General features: G+C 59.4%; 19 protein-coding genes. 11 read left to right on the top strand and 8 right to left on the bottom strand.

The window, feature by feature from the left end; all coding sequences use genetic code 11:
- Positions 1 to 65 precede the first annotated feature (65 nt).
- Positions 66 to 611 (bottom strand): GTP cyclohydrolase I FolE, encoded by a 546-nt coding sequence (folE, locus tag BUB69_RS24090; RefSeq protein WP_024688128.1) that lies wholly within the window; start codon positions 609 to 611, stop codon positions 66 to 68.
- A gap of 224 nt (positions 612 to 835) precedes the next feature.
- Between folE and BUB69_RS24085 the strand changes: the two genes are divergently transcribed.
- Complete coding sequence (locus BUB69_RS24085) at positions 836 to 1,021, top strand: hypothetical protein (protein ID WP_073171601.1); 186 nt, start codon at positions 836 to 838, stop codon at positions 1,019 to 1,021.
- Between the two features lie 48 nt (positions 1,022 to 1,069).
- Here BUB69_RS24085 and BUB69_RS24080 read toward each other — a convergent pair whose 3' ends face one another.
- From BUB69_RS24080 to BUB69_RS24070, 3 genes are all read right to left on the bottom strand, one after another.
- The gene (locus tag BUB69_RS24080; RefSeq protein WP_073171598.1) at positions 1,070 to 1,627 is read right to left on the bottom strand and encodes a Smr/MutS family protein; all 558 of its coding nucleotides are present in this window, start codon (positions 1,625 to 1,627) and stop codon (positions 1,070 to 1,072) included.
- Positions 1,628 to 1,672: 45 nt separating this feature from the next.
- Positions 1,673 to 1,993, bottom strand: a complete 321-nt coding sequence (locus BUB69_RS24075; protein ID WP_073171595.1) for a hypothetical protein — start codon at positions 1,991 to 1,993, stop codon at positions 1,673 to 1,675.
- A gap of 135 nt (positions 1,994 to 2,128) precedes the next feature.
- Entirely contained in the window at positions 2,129 to 2,719 is a 591-nt protein-coding gene (locus tag BUB69_RS24070; protein WP_073171591.1) for a cysteine hydrolase family protein, read from the bottom strand.
- A 247-nt stretch (positions 2,720 to 2,966) separates the two neighbouring features.
- Between BUB69_RS24070 and prmB the strand changes: the two genes are divergently transcribed.
- Positions 2,967 to 3,875: a 50S ribosomal protein L3 N(5)-glutamine methyltransferase gene (gene prmB / locus BUB69_RS24065; RefSeq protein ID WP_073171588.1), complete on the top strand. Its 909-nt coding sequence runs from the start codon at positions 2,967 to 2,969 to the stop codon at positions 3,873 to 3,875.
- Between the two features lie 37 nt (positions 3,876 to 3,912).
- Here prmB and BUB69_RS24060 read toward each other — a convergent pair whose 3' ends face one another.
- Together BUB69_RS24060 and BUB69_RS24055 are read right to left on the bottom strand one after the other, a co-directional pair.
- Entirely contained in the window at positions 3,913 to 4,713 is an 801-nt protein-coding gene (locus BUB69_RS24060) for a hypothetical protein (RefSeq protein WP_073171585.1), read from the bottom strand.
- A 112-nt stretch (positions 4,714 to 4,825) separates the two neighbouring features.
- Entirely contained in the window at positions 4,826 to 5,833 is a 1,008-nt protein-coding gene (locus BUB69_RS24055) for an alpha/beta hydrolase (RefSeq protein ID WP_073171582.1), read from the bottom strand.
- Positions 5,834 to 5,976: 143 nt separating this feature from the next.
- Between BUB69_RS24055 and aroC the strand changes: the two genes are divergently transcribed.
- The 6 genes from aroC (at position 5,977) to BUB69_RS24025 (ending at position 11,171) form a co-directional block, all read left to right on the top strand.
- Positions 5,977 to 7,068 (top strand): chorismate synthase, encoded by a 1,092-nt coding sequence (aroC, locus tag BUB69_RS24050; RefSeq protein ID WP_073171579.1) that lies wholly within the window; start codon positions 5,977 to 5,979, stop codon positions 7,066 to 7,068.
- Between the two features lie 30 nt (positions 7,069 to 7,098).
- Positions 7,099 to 8,262 (top strand): MFS transporter, encoded by a 1,164-nt coding sequence (locus BUB69_RS24045; RefSeq protein WP_073171576.1) that lies wholly within the window; start codon positions 7,099 to 7,101, stop codon positions 8,260 to 8,262.
- A complete protein-coding gene (locus BUB69_RS24040) occupies positions 8,259 to 8,873 on the top strand; it encodes a methylthioribulose 1-phosphate dehydratase (RefSeq protein WP_073171574.1) in 615 nt (204 codons plus the stop codon). The genes BUB69_RS24045 and BUB69_RS24040 overlap by 4 nt, the downstream gene beginning before the upstream one ends.
- 86 nt (positions 8,874 to 8,959) lie before the next feature.
- Positions 8,960 to 9,505, top strand: coding sequence for a 1,2-dihydroxy-3-keto-5-methylthiopentene dioxygenase (locus tag BUB69_RS24035; protein WP_073171571.1), 546 nt, complete (start codon positions 8,960 to 8,962; stop codon positions 9,503 to 9,505).
- Positions 9,506 to 9,533: 28 nt separating this feature from the next.
- Positions 9,534 to 10,226, top strand: coding sequence for an acireductone synthase (gene mtnC / locus BUB69_RS24030; RefSeq protein ID WP_073171568.1), 693 nt, complete (start codon positions 9,534 to 9,536; stop codon positions 10,224 to 10,226).
- Between the two features lie 222 nt (positions 10,227 to 10,448).
- Positions 10,449 to 11,171: a helix-turn-helix transcriptional regulator gene (locus tag BUB69_RS24025; RefSeq protein WP_073171566.1), complete on the top strand. Its 723-nt coding sequence runs from the start codon at positions 10,449 to 10,451 to the stop codon at positions 11,169 to 11,171.
- A gap of 111 nt (positions 11,172 to 11,282) precedes the next feature.
- On the opposite strand, the gene BUB69_RS24020 is transcribed toward BUB69_RS24025, so the two are convergent.
- Complete coding sequence (locus BUB69_RS24020; protein WP_024688140.1) at positions 11,283 to 11,561, bottom strand: DUF3509 domain-containing protein; 279 nt, start codon at positions 11,559 to 11,561, stop codon at positions 11,283 to 11,285.
- A 335-nt stretch (positions 11,562 to 11,896) separates the two neighbouring features.
- Here BUB69_RS24020 and BUB69_RS24015 point away from each other — a divergent pair, with 335 nt between their 5' ends.
- Together BUB69_RS24015 and BUB69_RS24010 are read left to right on the top strand one after the other, a co-directional pair.
- Positions 11,897 to 12,436, top strand: coding sequence for an ankyrin repeat domain-containing protein (locus BUB69_RS24015; RefSeq protein ID WP_073171563.1), 540 nt, complete (start codon positions 11,897 to 11,899; stop codon positions 12,434 to 12,436).
- Positions 12,437 to 12,528: 92 nt separating this feature from the next.
- The gene (locus tag BUB69_RS24010) at positions 12,529 to 13,047 is read left to right on the top strand and encodes a hypothetical protein (RefSeq protein ID WP_073171561.1); all 519 of its coding nucleotides are present in this window, start codon (positions 12,529 to 12,531) and stop codon (positions 13,045 to 13,047) included.
- Here BUB69_RS24010 and BUB69_RS24005 read toward each other — a convergent pair.
- Positions 13,044 to 13,970, bottom strand: coding sequence for a ZIP family metal transporter (locus tag BUB69_RS24005; protein ID WP_073171559.1), 927 nt, complete (start codon positions 13,968 to 13,970; stop codon positions 13,044 to 13,046). The genes BUB69_RS24010 and BUB69_RS24005 overlap by 4 nt on opposite strands.
- 155 nt (positions 13,971 to 14,125) lie before the next feature.
- Between BUB69_RS24005 and BUB69_RS24000 the strand changes: the two genes are divergently transcribed.
- A complete protein-coding gene (locus BUB69_RS24000; protein ID WP_073171556.1) occupies positions 14,126 to 14,317 on the top strand; it encodes a PLDc N-terminal domain-containing protein in 192 nt (63 codons plus the stop codon).
- The last annotated feature ends 112 nt before the right edge of the window (positions 14,318 to 14,429 follow it).

The raw sequence follows: 14,429 nt of genomic DNA, 5'->3' as shown, positions 1-14,429 counted from the left end.
CCTCTTGCGAAAAGGGAGATGGAGCAGCAGCCCTGAAGCCATGGGATAGGGCTGCTGGCCGAGCGTTACTTGATCAGGCTGAGAAACTCGCTGCGGGTCGCTGCGTTCTCACGGAATTCACCCAGCATCACCGAGGTGATCATGGCCGAGTTCTGTTTCTCGACGCCGCGCATCATCATGCACATGTGCTTGGCTTCGATGACCACTGCAACGCCCAGCGCCCCGGTGACCTGCTGGATGGCTTCGGCGATCTGGCGGCTGAGATTTTCCTGGATCTGCAGGCGGCGTGCATACATGTCGACGATGCGCGCTACTTTCGAAAGGCCCAGCACTTTGCCCTTGGGAATGTAGGCCACGTGAGCCTTGCCAATGAACGGCAGCAGATGGTGCTCGCACAGCGAGTACAGCTCGATGTCCTTGACCATGACCATTTCACTGGCGTCAGAGCTGAACAGCGCTCCGTTGGTCACTTCCTCGAGGGTCTGCGTGTAACCGCGACACAGGTACTGCATGGCTTTGGCTGCACGCTTGGGTGTATCGAGCAGGCCTTCGCGTGAGACATCTTCGCCCAGTTGTCCCAGGATGGCCGTGTAATTCTGTTCCAGTGTCACAGGACTGTGTTTCCGTGTGGGTTTCGATAAACGCGAAGGCATGAGCCTTTCGCCAAGTCACATATAGTAACTTACAGGCGGGGGCAGGTGCACGGCGCTGCTGCAAAACGACGCTTTGTATCGTCTTGCTTACCCGATGGCAACCCGTTGGCTACCCACTTTGCGTGCGCCGCGCGGTCTGATGGACAGGTCTTCAAATAACTGTCTGAAAGAGCGAATCCGGGATGTCGAGTCGAATAATCAAAGTAGCGATGTTTGCCATCGTGCTGTCTTCAATGTCGGGCTGCTGGCCGTTCTGGCCCGGTCCGGGCGGGCATGGTGGCGGCGGAGGCGGTGGCGGAGGTCATCATCAGGGGCCGGGCGGCGGCGGTCCTGGTCCGGGTTTTGCGCCTGGAGGCAGCAACCGCTGAACCTGTCAGCCGGTCACTGGCCCGGCTGATAACGGGAGGCCGCCGCGGCTATTCGTCGCGGCCTTCCATCATGGTGCGTTTGAGCATCACATACACCGCACCTGCACCGCCATGTTTGGCCAGGCAGGAGCAGAAACCCAGCACCTGAGGATGCTGGCGCAGCCAGGTGTTCACGTGGCTTTTGATCATCGGGCGCTTGCCGTCCAGCCGGACTGCCTTGCCATGGGTAACGCGCACGCAACGGATTTCCAGCTTCGTGGCTTCGGCCAGGAACTCCCACAGTGTTTCCCGGGCCATCTCCACGCTCATCCCATGCAGGTCCAGGCTGCCTTCAAAGCTGATCTGCCCCAGCTTGAGCTTGCGCATCTGACCTTCCTGAACGCCGTCACGTGTCCAGCTCAGAACGTCCTCGGGACCGACATCGATCACGAATTGATCCGAGAGGCCGTCGACCGTCACCGAGTCGGTGCGCACGGTCGCAGACTGACGCAGGCGGGCCAGTAATTTACGGTCGGTTTTGGGTTTGCCGACATCGGCGTGTTCGTGCTTGATAGGCTTGACGCCACGCGTCTCGCTTCTGAACAGGGAAAAATCGTCGTCTTGCATGGGGCCTCCGCGAAGGGGGCTAGTTTAACCATTAAGACGAGCAGTTCAGTCGTGTTTTTTCATCAGGTGGGCTGACATGCTCAGGCCGTTCGACCTGCCTGGGCCACGACGGCATCTGCGCCACAGCCATACCCCCAGCAAGAGCACCAACAGGCCGATCACCGCAACCACCGCTGCGCCTGCAGGGTTCGCGTTCAGCTCGGCCAGTGCCTGAGGATGCATGATCAGGCTGGACGCACCCGCCAGTGCGAGCAGCATGCCGGATACCAGAAGGACGGAGGCAATCGCAGTGCCTATCCGCGTCCGCCAGTTTCGCGGGCCTTTGGGGCGAAGCCTGCGGGCGTCGAAACCATCGGATATTTTCATTCCGGTTTCCTCTATGTTTATCGGCGCTTTGACCCGAACAGGGATGAGTGGGTTCCCGTTCCGGACGCAAAGGAGGGCAGTAAAGGATGGGCGGTTATGTGGATGCGTTCACACAACCGTTGGGTCGGGCATGTTTCAGATCAGGTCTTTGGTCAGCGCCAGGGTCGCAAAGTTGTCGGCCATGATCGCCATCTCGGTACGGTGCACGACCTGCGCGCTTACCACCCCATGCCGGCTCGGCAGGTCACGGGTTGCGCAGGCGTCGTCAACCAGCGTGCAGCGGTAGCCATAATCCTTGGTGGCGCGAACGGTGGTGCTGATGCTCGAATGACTCATAAAGCCGCACACGATCAGGTCCAGATGCCCCAGCCGTTGCAGCAGGTCGTGCAGCCCGGTGCCATTGAAGGCGTTGGGCAGGCGCTTTTCCACAAGATGCTCATCGCCCAGCGGCTGCAGTTCGGGGACCAGTTGTCCGCGCTCGCCCTGCGGATCGAATAGACCGCCCACTGTGCCGAGGTGACGGACGTGGACGATCGGGCATTTCACCGCGCGGGCCTTGGCAACCAGTTGGCCGATATTGGCCAGGGCTTCATCGACGCCGGTCAGGGCCAGAGGGCCGCTGAGGTACTCTTTCTGTGCATCGATGATGATCAGTGTGGCATTGCTCAGGTTGGCCGGTGCATGACCACGGCCGCTGAGTTGAAACATGGTCTTGAGGGAAGGCATTCAAGGGCTCCTTTTGAGTGGGGCTTTTGCAGCATTGTCCTCTGGCTGAAGGGTTATGGGAATGGCAACGATCACAAGTCGCGGTTTTTCTGGCCTGCAGGGCAGTCAGGAGGCGCCGTTGCTGGCGGTTTGCCTTGATGACGGATCGCGAATGATGGAAACTTCCACGCCTGCCAGGTACGAAGAGTGCAGCCTTGATCTGCATTCGGTCTGCCCAAGTGACGCGTCGTTTTTAAGGAGTCTGCCCATGATCACTTCCCGCTTGCGTACGGTGCGCGACCATATTCGCTGGGCTGTCAGCCGGTTTCACGAGGAGGATGTTTTTTTCGGTCATGGCACCGACAACGCCTGGGATGAAGCGCGGCAACTGGTGCTGGGAGCGCTGCACCTGCCGTGGGAAATTGCCGACAGCTACCTGGACTGCCGCCTGGAAGTCGATGAGATCTCCGAGCTGCAGCGCCTGATCAAGCGCCGTATCGACGATCGTATTCCTACATCGTACCTGCTGGGCGAGGCCTGGTTTTGTGGCATGTCGTTCATTGTCGATGACCGCGTGCTGATTCCGCGTTCGCCCATCGCCGAACTTATTGAAGACCGGTTCGCGCCCTGGCTGGCCAGCGAGCCAAGCCGCATCCTGGACCTGTGCACCGGTTCTGGCTGCATCGGTATTGCGTGTGCGGACGAGTTCAAGGACGCCGAGGTCGCGCTGGCCGACCTGTCCTATGACGCACTTGAAGTGGCCAATCAGAACATCGAGCGTCATGGCATGGAAGACCGTGTCTACACCGTGCAGGGCGATGGCTTTGACGGCTTGCCCGGGCAGCGTTTCGACCTGATCGTCTCCAATCCGCCGTATGTCGATGCCGAGGATTTTGCCGACATGCCCGAGGAGTATCAGCACGAACCTGAGCTGGCGCTGGCCTGTGGCAGCGATGGACTGAATCTGGTGCGTCGCATGCTTGCCGAGGCGGCGGATCACCTGACCGAGAAGGGGCTTTTGATCGTTGAAGTGGGCAACAGCCAGGTGCATGTTCAGGCGCTGTACCCGGAAGTCGATTTCGCCTGGCTGGACTTCCAGCGCGGCGGTCACGGCGTGTTCATGCTGACCGCCGAGCAGTGCCTTGCGCATCAGGCGCTGTTTCAGTCGCGCGTCTGAGTGAATCCTGAACGGCGGCACGGCATGTGCCGCCTCGTCAGCGGTGAGTGGCGATCCAGATCAGCAGGCCCGCCTGAAACACAGCGAAGGTGACCAGGCACGCAATCGTGAAGCGCAGGCTGCTGTCTTCGCGCTTGTATTTGCTGACCCGATCCTCATGCTGGCGAATGGTGACTTCCTGCTCCAGCAGGTTCTTTTCGGCTTTTTCCAGCATCTGCGAGGCTTCAAGGATCTCGATGATCTGCACCTTGTCGTTGTTCCAGGTGCTATGCAGATTGCCGACGTGGACATCCTTGATGCTGCCCTTCATGTGCTGGGCATCGGCGTACACAACCTCGAAGCCCAGCGTACGCAGAAAGTGGTCACGGCGCAGGCGTGTGTCTTCGTTCAGACCGTCCTTGCTCGCCAGTGCCACGCTCTCGATCTTGTACGATGACCATTTGCGCTGAGCCCAGTGCACGCCATGGGCAATCAGAAAGCGGCCGATGCCCCGGTTCCAGGGCTCGATCTGCAGGCCGGACTCGGGTCCGAAGCGCACCATGCGTTTTTCGTGATCGACCCAGATATCCAGGTTGTTCTGCTCCTTGCGCACGCGCTGGCCGGGCAGTTGAATGCTGATGCGCAGCAGGCTCAGCTCCTTGCTGTGACGCTCGGCGCGTCCGAATTGCACGAAGCGCAGCGGTCGGCCGCCCGTGGCGCGGTCGGTCGGCAATGGCGACAGACGCAGCATCTGGAACTGCTCGGGCACCACATCTTCCCACGGCTGCGGCGGCGCAGGCGCGGCGGCTTCCGCGTTCTCGGGTTCAGCGACGGTGTCGGTCATAGTCGTGTCAGTCATCAATGGCGGTCCTGTCCTTGGCGCTGTGCAGCAAACACAACGCCAGCACTCCGCTATCGGCAGCCTTTTGCCAGACTGAAGGGTTCACGGTTTGCTGGCGTCAAATCTTCTGTCAGGCGGGGGGCAATGCCTTGATGAAGCGCAGGATCCGGGCCGTCACTTCCTTGGCCAAGGGCTGCGTAGGGTTGCGGTAGGACAGCAGTTGTTGCTCAAGATCGTCCGGGACAATGCGCAGCACATGATTCATCCCATCGATCAGTGCCAGCTCGGCATCAGGCCTGGCTTTCTGCAGCAGCAGGGCGTCGCCCACGCCGACCTGAATGTCGTTGCGACCCTGAACGATCAATGCAGGCATTTTCAGCTTGCCGAATGCGTCGGCTGGATCCTGGCGAAACAGCGAGATCAGGTAAGGCTGCACGCTGGGGCGGAACACCACCTCAAGTTCCTGCGGCACCTTGTCGTCGGTCTTGCCTGCCTTGAGTTCATCGAGCAGTTCGTTGCTGCGCTGCAACAATTCGGGCGGCAGGCGCTCCTGAAACTGCTCACGCAGCACCTGATCCACCGGTCGCCCGGTGCCTGCGACCGAAATCACCGCTGCGGCGTCGGCTTTCTCGGCAGCCAGGCTGGCCACCAATGCGCCTTCGCTATGCCCCAGCAGGATTAGCTGACCCAGGCGCGGGTTGGCTCTGATCGCCCGGACCCACAGCTGAACGTCGGCAACATAGCGCTCGACGCTCAGGTCGCGTTCGTCCGGGGTCACCGCCTTGCTGGCGGCGACGCCGCGCTTGTCATAGCGCACACTGGCGATGCCATGGGTGGCCAGAATGACTGCCAGGCGTTTCATGCTGTCGTTGCGTCCGCCTTCGGGGTTATTGCCGTCGCGGTCCGTCGGGCCTGAGCCTGCAATGATAAGGACCACCGGTACGGGCGTGTCGGCGCGGGGCATCAGCAGCGTGCCGTAGAGCTTGCCGTTGCCGGTGTCCACGCTCATGGGCCGTTGCACCACGCTGGGCGTGGCTGCGCTGGCCAGTCCGCTCAGCAGGCTGAGCATCAATGTCATCGGCAGAACCAGCAGGCGCAGCAGGTTTGGAGCTTTCATCAAGGGATTACCAGATAACATCGCAAGGCCATCATTGGGGCGGGGTCTCGCTTGGACGCACGCCGTCACGGAAGGTTCGAGGATGAACTGAGCGACGAGCCTGCGTATACTGGCGCGCTTGATTCATTGATTCGGTTTTTTGACTGATTTTTCGGAGCGCCCGCATGTCCGGCAACACTTTCGGCAAGCTGTTCACTGTCACCACTGCCGGCGAAAGCCACGGTCCGGCGCTGGTCGCGATCGTCGACGGCTGCCCGCCAGGGCTTGAGCTGGACCTGCAGGACCTGCAGCGCGACCTGGATCGCCGCAAGCCGGGCACCAGCCGGCACACCACGCAGCGTCAGGAAGCCGATGAGGTCGAGATTCTCTCGGGGGTCTTCGAGGGCAAGACCACAGGCGCCTCCATCGGCCTGCTGATCCGCAACACCGATCAGAAGTCCAAGGACTACTCGGCCATCAAGGATCTGTTCCGGCCTGCTCATGCCGACTACACCTACCACCATAAGTACGGCATCCGCGATTATCGCGGCGGCGGTCGTAGCTCCGCGCGTGAAACCGCCATGCGTGTCGCAGCGGGTGCTATCGCCAAGAAGTACCTGGCGACTCAGGGCATTGTCATTCGTGGCTACATGAGTCAGTTGGGCCCTATCCAGATTCCGTTCAAGACCTGGGATTCGGTAGAGGACAACGCGTTTTTCTGCCCCGACCCTGACAAGGTGCCGGAACTGGAAGCCTATATGGACCAGTTACGTCGCGACCAGGACTCGGTCGGCGCGAAGATTACCGTGGTTGCCGAAGGTGTCATGCCGGGTCTGGGCGAGCCGATCTTTGATCGCCTGGATGCCGAACTGGCCCATGCGCTGATGAGCATCAATGCCGTCAAAGGCGTGGAAATCGGCGCAGGCTTTGATTGCGTTGCCCAGCGTGGCACCGAGCATCGTGACGAAATGACGCCTGAAGGGTTTGTGTCCAATCAGGCGGGCGGCATTCTGGGCGGAATCTCCTCCGGTCAGCCGATCATTGCGCACCTGGCGCTTAAGCCGACGTCCAGTATCACCACACCGGGCCGCTCCATCGATGTCGATGGCAACGCTGCCGACGTCATCACCAAAGGCCGTCACGACCCGTGCGTCGGCATTCGCGCCACACCGATTGCCGAAGCCATGATGGCAATCGTGCTGCTGGACCATCTGCTGCGTCATCGCGGTCAGAACGCGGACGTCAGCGTCAACACGCCTGTACTGGCTCAGTTGTAATGGGCGCTGCGGCTGTCGCGGACTGCTAGCGTGGCGCCACTTCCCGGCGGACAGTTGCCTTACTGGCGGCTGTCCGGGTTTTATGTGTGTTACTTCGCCTTGCTTGGCTCGGCGGCACCCTTCATGGCGCTGTACCTGCATCATCTCGGGTTTTCCAGTGCGCGGATTGGCGAACTGATCGCCATTCCCATGCTGATGCGTTGCGTGGCACCCAATATCTGGGGCTGGCTGGGCGACTACACCGGGCGACGGCTGGCCATTGTCCGCTTTGGCGCGATCTGCACGCTGCTGGCGTTCTCGCTCATTCTGCTTGATCACAGCTATGCCTGGCTGGCGCTGGTCATGGCCTTGTACGCGTTCTTCTGGCACGCGATTCTGCCGCAGTTTGAGGTCATCACGCTGGCGCACCTGCAAGGCCAGACAGCACGTTACAGCCAGATCCGCCTGTGGGGTTCGATCGGGTTCATTCTTGCGGTGGTGGTGCTCGGTCGTCTGTTCGAGTGGTTCAGTCTGGACCTGTTTCCCTACATTCTTCTGGCGATCATGGCCGGCATCGCCGTCAGCAGCTGGTGGGTGCCCAATGCGCAGCCGCCGGTCTCGACCCGGCCAGCAGAGGAGGGTGGCTTTCTCAGGCAATTGATGCGACCCGGTGTACTGGCGTTTTACATCAGCGTGGCGCTGATGCTGCTCAGTCATGGGCCCTATTACACGTTCCTCACGCTGCATCTGGAGGCGCTCGGCTACGGTCGCGGCCTGATCGGTTTGCTGTGGGCCGTGGGCGTAGTGGCTGAAGTCTTGATGTTCATGGTCATGAGTCGGGTTCTGCAGCGTTTTTCCGTGCGTCAGGTGTTGCTGGCCAGTTTTTTGTTGGCGGCGTTGCGCTGGTTGCTGCTGGGTGCATTTGCCGAGCACCTGGCGGTGTTGCTGCTCGCTCAGGTCATGCACGCTGCAACATTCGGCAGCTTTCACGCCGCTGCCATCCATTTCGTGCAACGTAGCTTCGGCCCCCGCCAGCAAGGTCAGGGACAAGCACTCTATGCAGCGCTGTCCGGTGTTGGTGGTGCGCTGGGCGCACTGTATGCAGGCTACAGCTGGAACGTGCTGGGTTCCTTCTGGACCTTTGCCATTGCCAGTGTTGCGGCACTGGCCGCAGCCATCATGATTGTCACACCCAGGAAAGAGGAAGGTGTATGACCCGTGAACAATTGACACAACAGATCATCGAGGCCGGTCGTTTTCTGTACGGCCGCGGCTGGTCGCCTGCCACCAGCAGCAATTATTCGGTGCGACTGTCGGCCAGCGAAGCGCTGCTGACTGTGTCCGGCAAGCACAAGGGCCAGTTGGGCATCGACGATGTGCTGGCCACTGACCTGCACGGCTCCAGCCTGGAGCCAGGCAAGAAACCGTCCGCCGAAACGCTGTTGCACACTCAACTGTACAGCTGCAAGCCGCAGGTCGGCGCGGTACTGCACACCCATTCGGTGAACGCGACGGTATTGTCCAGACTGACCGATGCCGATCATCTGGTGTTCGAGGACTACGAACTGCAGAAGGCCTTCCAGGGTGTGGTCACTCACGAGTCGCGGGTGGTGGTGCCGATCTTCGACAACGATCAGGATATCGCCCGCCTGGCCGCCAGAGTGCAGCCGTGGCTTGATGCCCATCCCGATTGCGCGGGTTATCTGATTCGCGGCCACGGCCTGTACACCTGGGGAGCGCACATGAGCGATGCATTGCGTCAGATCGAGGCCTTCGAGTTTCTGTTCGAATGCGAATTGAAGATGCGTGCGGTATTGAACCGCTGAGCGTCACGCGATAAACAAGAGTGTGTGCCTGACCGGCCTGTAAAAGCCGGAAGGTGTTGCCAAGCCTTGAACCGAGGATTTTTACCATGAGCAGCCTGTCCGTTTATCACGTTTCAAGCCCCGAAGTACCCAACAAGGTACTGACTCACCTTGAAGACATCGCGTCGACGCTGGCCGAGCAGGGCGTTTCGTTTGCGCGCTGGGAAGCCGCTACGCCGATCACGCCGGGTGCTTCTCAGGAAGAAGTCATCCACGCCTATCGTCGCCAGATCGACGCGCTGATGACCGAGCACGGTTATGTGACCGTGGATGTCATCAGCCTCAACAGCGATCACCCGCAGAAAGCCGAGTTGCGTGCCAAATTTCTTGAAGAGCATCGTCATGGCGAGGACGAAGTACGTTTCTTCGTCGCGGGCCGTGGCTTGTTCACCCTGCACATCGACGATTATGTGTACGCCGTGCTGTGCGAAAAGAACGACCTGATTTCCGTCCCCGCCGGAACGAAGCACTGGTTCGACATGGGCGAGAACCCTCATTTCGTCGCCATCCGCCTGTTCAATAATCCTGAAGGCTGGGTGGCGAACTTCACCGGCGAAGACATCGCCGGTCGTTTTCCAAGGCTTGAAGACTGACTTGTTGCTTGAGAGGAGCCACACCCTGATGCCCATTAAAGCCATCCTCACGGATATCGAAGGCACGACCAGTGCGGTGAGTTTCGTGTTCGACGTGTTGTTTCCGTTCGCGAAAAAGCACTTGCCGGACTTTGTTCGCCAGAATGCCGAGAAGCCCGCCGTTGCAGCGCAATTGCAGGCCGTGCGCAGCGACAGTGGCGAACCTGACGCCGACGTCGAACGGGTCATCGGGATTCTCTTGCAGTGGATTGCCGAGGATCGCAAGGCCACGCCGCTCAAGGCGCTGCAAGGCATGGTCTGGGAGCAGGGTTACAACGCCGGTCAGCTCAAGGGGCACGTGTACCCGGACGCCGTCGAGGCTTTGAAGCGCTGGCATGAAGAGGGTTACAGGCTCTACGTCTATTCCTCGGGCTCGATACAGGCCCAGAAGCTGATTTTCGGCTGCTCCGAGGCGGGTGATCTTTCCGGATTGTTCAGTGGTTATTTCGACACCACGTCCGGGCCCAAGCGTGAAGCGCAATCGTACCGAACGATCACTCAGGCCATTGGCTGTGAGCCTGGGGACATTCTGTTTCTTTCCGACATTGTCGAAGAACTGGATGCCGCGCAGGCGGCTGGCATGGCCACCTGTGGCCTCGTGCGCGCCGACGGACTTCTGGTGGGGCATCAGAATGTCGCCAGCTTCGCGGCCATTGACCCCAAGAGCTTCCAGAGCCTCTGACGACGGGCCTTTCTGCACACGTTTTTTCTGTCAATCAGGCACTTTTTGTAGGCAGTGTCCTTCCGTTGTGTAGGGCTCTGCCGGGCTGTAAGTGCGTTAATCCTGTTTGTTTGAATCGTTGTTTTTAAACGTTGTTAATCGTGTAAGTTTCGCGCCTTCAGACCCCTCGTCAATCAAATTGCCAACAGTGCATGTGTCGAGGGTGCGTAGGGAGCGGCCGCGATGTGCAGTGCCATGACAGACAACGTAACAATGGGCTCATTGATAGAACAGATGGTCAATACGATCACCGAATTCGACGGCCAGACTGCCATCGAGAATGCGCTTGAGTGGCTGCGGCGCGAGTGCGGCTGCGAAACAGCCATGTTTTACCAGCTCAAGAGCGCTCGTCTGCTGGCGCTCGTCACCTCCAACGTCGACGAAGCCTGGCGTCGTGAGTATGGGCGGGCACAGATGATCGCTCAGGACCCGGTGATCCGCTTCTACCGCAATAATCTTGGATTTCTGGATTGGCGAGATGCGTTGCGGCTGTTTCCTGCCCCTGTCTGGTATGAAGAGGCGTTGGCCGCCTGCCAGCTGTTGCCTGCAATGTCTTATGGCTATACCGGCCATTGTCGGGATATGAACAGTGTGACCTCGGTCATTACCCTGGGCGGCATGCGGCGGGCACTTGGTCCTGAAGACAAATACCTGATCACCAGCCTGGTTCCGGTATTGCATCGGGTGTGCCGCGGGATCGGGTCCAACTCTCGCGGGCTGACCCGAAAGGAACTGGAAATATTGCAGTGGGCCAGAAATGGCAAGACGGCTTGGGAGATTTCGGTGATTCGAGGTGTCTCAGAGGCTACGGTCAAGTATCACTTCAAAACGATCTATTCAAAGCTGGGCGTGGCCAACAAGGCGCAGGCTGTCGGGGAAGCCCTGTGTCGGGGATTAATAGGCTGAACAGGCCAAAAAAAACCGCGATAACAAATAAGCATTGTTATCGCGGTGAACAAGGGATGAGAGAGCGTACAACAGTGCCGCCCCGGCGGGAGCGACATAAAGCGTGAAGCATCAACGGGTGTGATAAGTCGGCAGGTCGAAGCGGTGCTGGCTCTGCAGCATCGAAATCGCCGGCAGTTCACTGGCTTGTGCAGCCAGGTCGCGACGAATGGCGCTGATGACCCATTCCAGCTGAACCGGAGTGTGCAGTTGTGCATAAGACACGGAGCGACGGATCTGTTTGCCTTCATCGTTACGCAGCGACAAGAGCACACCGCCGTCTGGACGTGGCTGGGTGGTAACGGTGTAGTCGGAGAATACGGAAGCGAATTTTTCTTGAATAAAAGTCATGTCTAGCGGCTCCATTGCTCACGGGATAACAAGCTTGGTAGTACTAGTGCAGTGTCTGTGCCAGCATTCGCTATAAAATATTCACCTTTAAAATCAATAACTTATAATATTTCGAATTTCATCTCTTCGTGCATTTTGCATGAATGCCTGTCGTGCATCCTGCATTTTGCCGTTTATGGGGAACCAAATGCCTGGCGCGATGATCGGATCCACATTTTTCGCTATCCACGGCATCGCTTGACCCTGATCGAACAGCTGGCAAGACTTGCGGTCAGTGTGTTTACCGCTGCCGGGTACATCGGATTCCCGGATGACCGCGCGCCAAGGAGTGACTGATGACTGATTCAACGAGCCACCAACCCAAGACGATGACGGACGAAGAAACTGCAGAGTTCGCCGAACAGGTGTTCAACGTCGCTCGCCAGGGCGATGCAGTGATGCTCGAACGGCTTCTGAAAAAGGGGCTGCCAGCCGACCTGCGCAATCACAAGGGCGACACCTTGCTGATGCTGGCCAGCTATCACGGCCACCAGGACGCTGTGCGCGTGCTGCTAGACCACAAGGCCAACCCTGAAATTCGTAACGATAATGGTCAGAGCCCTATCGCCGGTGCAGCCTTCAAGGGCGACCTGGCGGTGGTCAAAATGCTCGTCGAAGGCGGCGCGGAAGTAGAAGGCGCGTCGGCTGATGGTCGCACTGCATTGATGATGGCGGCCATGTTCAACCGTACGGAGATTGTCGACTACCTGATCGCCAAGGGCGCCGACCCGCATGTCCGTGATGCCAAGGGCGTGAATGCGCTGGGCGCGGCCCAGACCATGGGCGCGACGGGAACGGCAGAGCAACTGAGTAAACTGGGTGTGCAGCCGGTCTGAGCCGCACCCCGTCGATGCCAATGGCGTAGAGGCGCGAAGGATTTCCCGTTATCCTTCGCGCCTCTTTTTTACCCGCTATCAGGATCGCCCCCATGAAAGACTCACTCGTCGAATTAATCAGCAAAATCAGTTCCGGGTGCATGGGCGATGAAGACATCGTGCGGGTCGCCGACGAAGCCGCCCAGGCATACGCCGATCCGCAGGCGTTTCTGACAGCCAATCCCGACATCAACTACGACGACACCTTCCCGATTCCGCTGGGTGAGTGGGTGGTGGTGGGTAGCCTGCCGGCGACCGTATTGTTTCAAGCCGACACGTATGCCGATTTGTTCGAACAGATCGTCCAGTCTTTCGGCAAGGACGTGGCGTTCAACATCAAGCCTAAACAGCTGAGCAAAATAGAGCCGCTTGTGGCGCTCAATCGTATTCAGATTCAGTTGAGCAGCATGAACAAAGAAATGGGCGGCTATGTGCTGATGGACTTCAGTCAGCCGCTGGACGATGAGCTGCAGGCCGTTCTGGTGTTCGGCAACGATGAAGCCCGCGTGCTGGAGTTGGCAGCGGCAGCCGGCATTCATGCCGTGCCATCGCTGCAGGCACTGCGCGGTTAACCCAGAGCAGTGTCCAGAAACATCATCACCGCGAACCCGCCCATCAGTCCCAGGGTTGCCGAGGTCTGGTGACCGTTGCGATGGGTTTCCGGGATGACCTCGTGAGAGACCACGAAAATCATCGCGCCCGCTGCCAGACCCATGCTCAGCGGGTAAGCAATGGCAAAACCGCTGGATATACCCAGACCAATCAATGAACCCAGTGGCTCCATCAGGCCGGAGCCGATGGCGACCAGCATGGCCTTGTAGGCCGACAGGCCGGTTGCGCGCAAGGCGAGGGCGATGGCAAGGCCTTCCGGAATGTCCTGAATGGCAATGGCTGTGGTCAGGGGCAGGCCGACGTTCATGTCGCCGCCCGCAAAGCTCACACCGATCGCCATGCCTTCGGGCAGGTTATGCAGCGTGATAGCCAGCACGAACAGCCAGACTCGATTGATGCGGTCCGAATGCGGACCGTGACGTCCTGAGCTTTCGTGTTCATGCGGGGTGAACCGGTCCAGACCCAGCATCAGCAGCACGCCCAGTGCCAGGCCGGCGACCACGGTCGCCGCTGCGAACGGGCCGGTGCCGGTGATTTCCCGGGCCGCCTCCAGCCCCGGCAGAATCAGCGAGAAAGAGCTGGCCGCCAGCATCATGCCAGCGGCAAAGCCCAGCATGATGTCCTGGGTGCGCTGCGCGATATTGCGAAACACCACGGCCATGACGGCGCCCAGCGCAGTGGCTGCGAAGCCTGCTGTACCGCCCAGCAGCGCGTAGTTGAAGTTGACCTGCCTGGTGCCGAAAAACGCGTTGTAGAGGCTGATAGCCCCGAGAATCACAACGATCAGGGCGGCGACTATAAAGCCCAGGCTGACCAGCGGGCTGCTTTGGAGCTGGGCGAGCCAGGTCGCTCGCAGTGTTCGGGAGTGTGCAGAGGGTTGCATGTAAAGCCGTACCTTTTCTGAGGGGCCGGTGGCCAATACCATGGCCTGAACAGGATCACCCTGTTTCGGAGCCCGAAAATATGCCGTTGGTTCAACGGAACCCCCGAACCGCGCGACTATCCTAGAAGTAACTGCATTCAATCAGGGGCAACACCATGGGTTCCACGTTTAACGGTCTGGTCGGTTTGATCATCCTCGCGCTCGATATCTGGGCCATTATCAATGTGCTTAAAAGCGGTGCGGAAACCGGCATTAAGATCCTCTGGGTGTTGTTGATTGTCCTGCTGCCTGTACTGGGCCTGATCATCTGGGCGATTGCAGGTCCGCGTGGCAACGTGCGTATCTGACCCCTGGGGTTGCTGGACACAAAGCGCTTGATTACACGGGTAATCAGGCGCTTTTTGCGTTACAGAGAAGCTGTCTGAAGGGCTCGCACGTCAGGCTGAGTGTAGAGAGGTT

This window comes from Pseudomonas asturiensis (genome assembly GCF_900143095.1).
Lineage (GTDB): Bacteria > Pseudomonadota > Gammaproteobacteria > Pseudomonadales > Pseudomonadaceae > Aquipseudomonas > Aquipseudomonas asturiensis.
The sequence above is the reverse complement of the archived record's forward strand: the minus strand, read 5'-3'. Positions and strand labels throughout refer to the sequence as shown.

What these genes read in the sequence shown, in the direction of transcription:
- BUB69_RS24085 (WP_073171601.1), top strand. Translation starts at nt 836, where the DNA reads ATGTCGAGTCGAATAATCAAAGTAGCGATGTTTGCCATCGTGCTGTCT.
- BUB69_RS24080 (WP_073171598.1), bottom strand. Translation starts at nt 1,627, where the DNA reads ATGCAAGACGACGATTTTTCCCTGTTCAGAAGCGAGACGCGTGGCGTC.
- BUB69_RS24075 (WP_073171595.1), bottom strand. Translation starts at nt 1,993, where the DNA reads ATGAAAATATCCGATGGTTTCGACGCCCGCAGGCTTCGCCCCAAAGGC.
- BUB69_RS24070 (WP_073171591.1), bottom strand. Translation starts at nt 2,719, where the DNA reads ATGCCTTCCCTCAAGACCATGTTTCAACTCAGCGGCCGTGGTCATGCA.
- prmB (WP_073171588.1), top strand. Translation starts at nt 2,967, where the DNA reads ATGATCACTTCCCGCTTGCGTACGGTGCGCGACCATATTCGCTGGGCT.
- BUB69_RS24060 (WP_073171585.1), bottom strand. Translation starts at nt 4,713, where the DNA reads ATGACTGACACGACTATGACCGACACCGTCGCTGAACCCGAGAACGCG.
- BUB69_RS24055 (WP_073171582.1), bottom strand. Translation starts at nt 5,833, where the DNA reads ATGTTATCTGGTAATCCCTTGATGAAAGCTCCAAACCTGCTGCGCCTG.
- aroC (WP_073171579.1), top strand. Translation starts at nt 5,977, where the DNA reads ATGTCCGGCAACACTTTCGGCAAGCTGTTCACTGTCACCACTGCCGGC.
- BUB69_RS24040 (WP_073171574.1), top strand. Translation starts at nt 8,259, where the DNA reads ATGACCCGTGAACAATTGACACAACAGATCATCGAGGCCGGTCGTTTT.
- BUB69_RS24035 (WP_073171571.1), top strand. Translation starts at nt 8,960, where the DNA reads ATGAGCAGCCTGTCCGTTTATCACGTTTCAAGCCCCGAAGTACCCAAC.
- mtnC (WP_073171568.1), top strand. Translation starts at nt 9,534, where the DNA reads ATGCCCATTAAAGCCATCCTCACGGATATCGAAGGCACGACCAGTGCG.
- BUB69_RS24025 (WP_073171566.1), top strand. Translation starts at nt 10,449, where the DNA reads ATGTGCAGTGCCATGACAGACAACGTAACAATGGGCTCATTGATAGAA.
- BUB69_RS24020 (WP_024688140.1), bottom strand. Translation starts at nt 11,561, where the DNA reads ATGACTTTTATTCAAGAAAAATTCGCTTCCGTATTCTCCGACTACACC.
- BUB69_RS24015 (WP_073171563.1), top strand. Translation starts at nt 11,897, where the DNA reads ATGACTGATTCAACGAGCCACCAACCCAAGACGATGACGGACGAAGAA.
- BUB69_RS24010 (WP_073171561.1), top strand. Translation starts at nt 12,529, where the DNA reads ATGAAAGACTCACTCGTCGAATTAATCAGCAAAATCAGTTCCGGGTGC.
- BUB69_RS24005 (WP_073171559.1), bottom strand. Translation starts at nt 13,970, where the DNA reads ATGCAACCCTCTGCACACTCCCGAACACTGCGAGCGACCTGGCTCGCC.
- BUB69_RS24000 (WP_073171556.1), top strand. Translation starts at nt 14,126, where the DNA reads ATGGGTTCCACGTTTAACGGTCTGGTCGGTTTGATCATCCTCGCGCTC.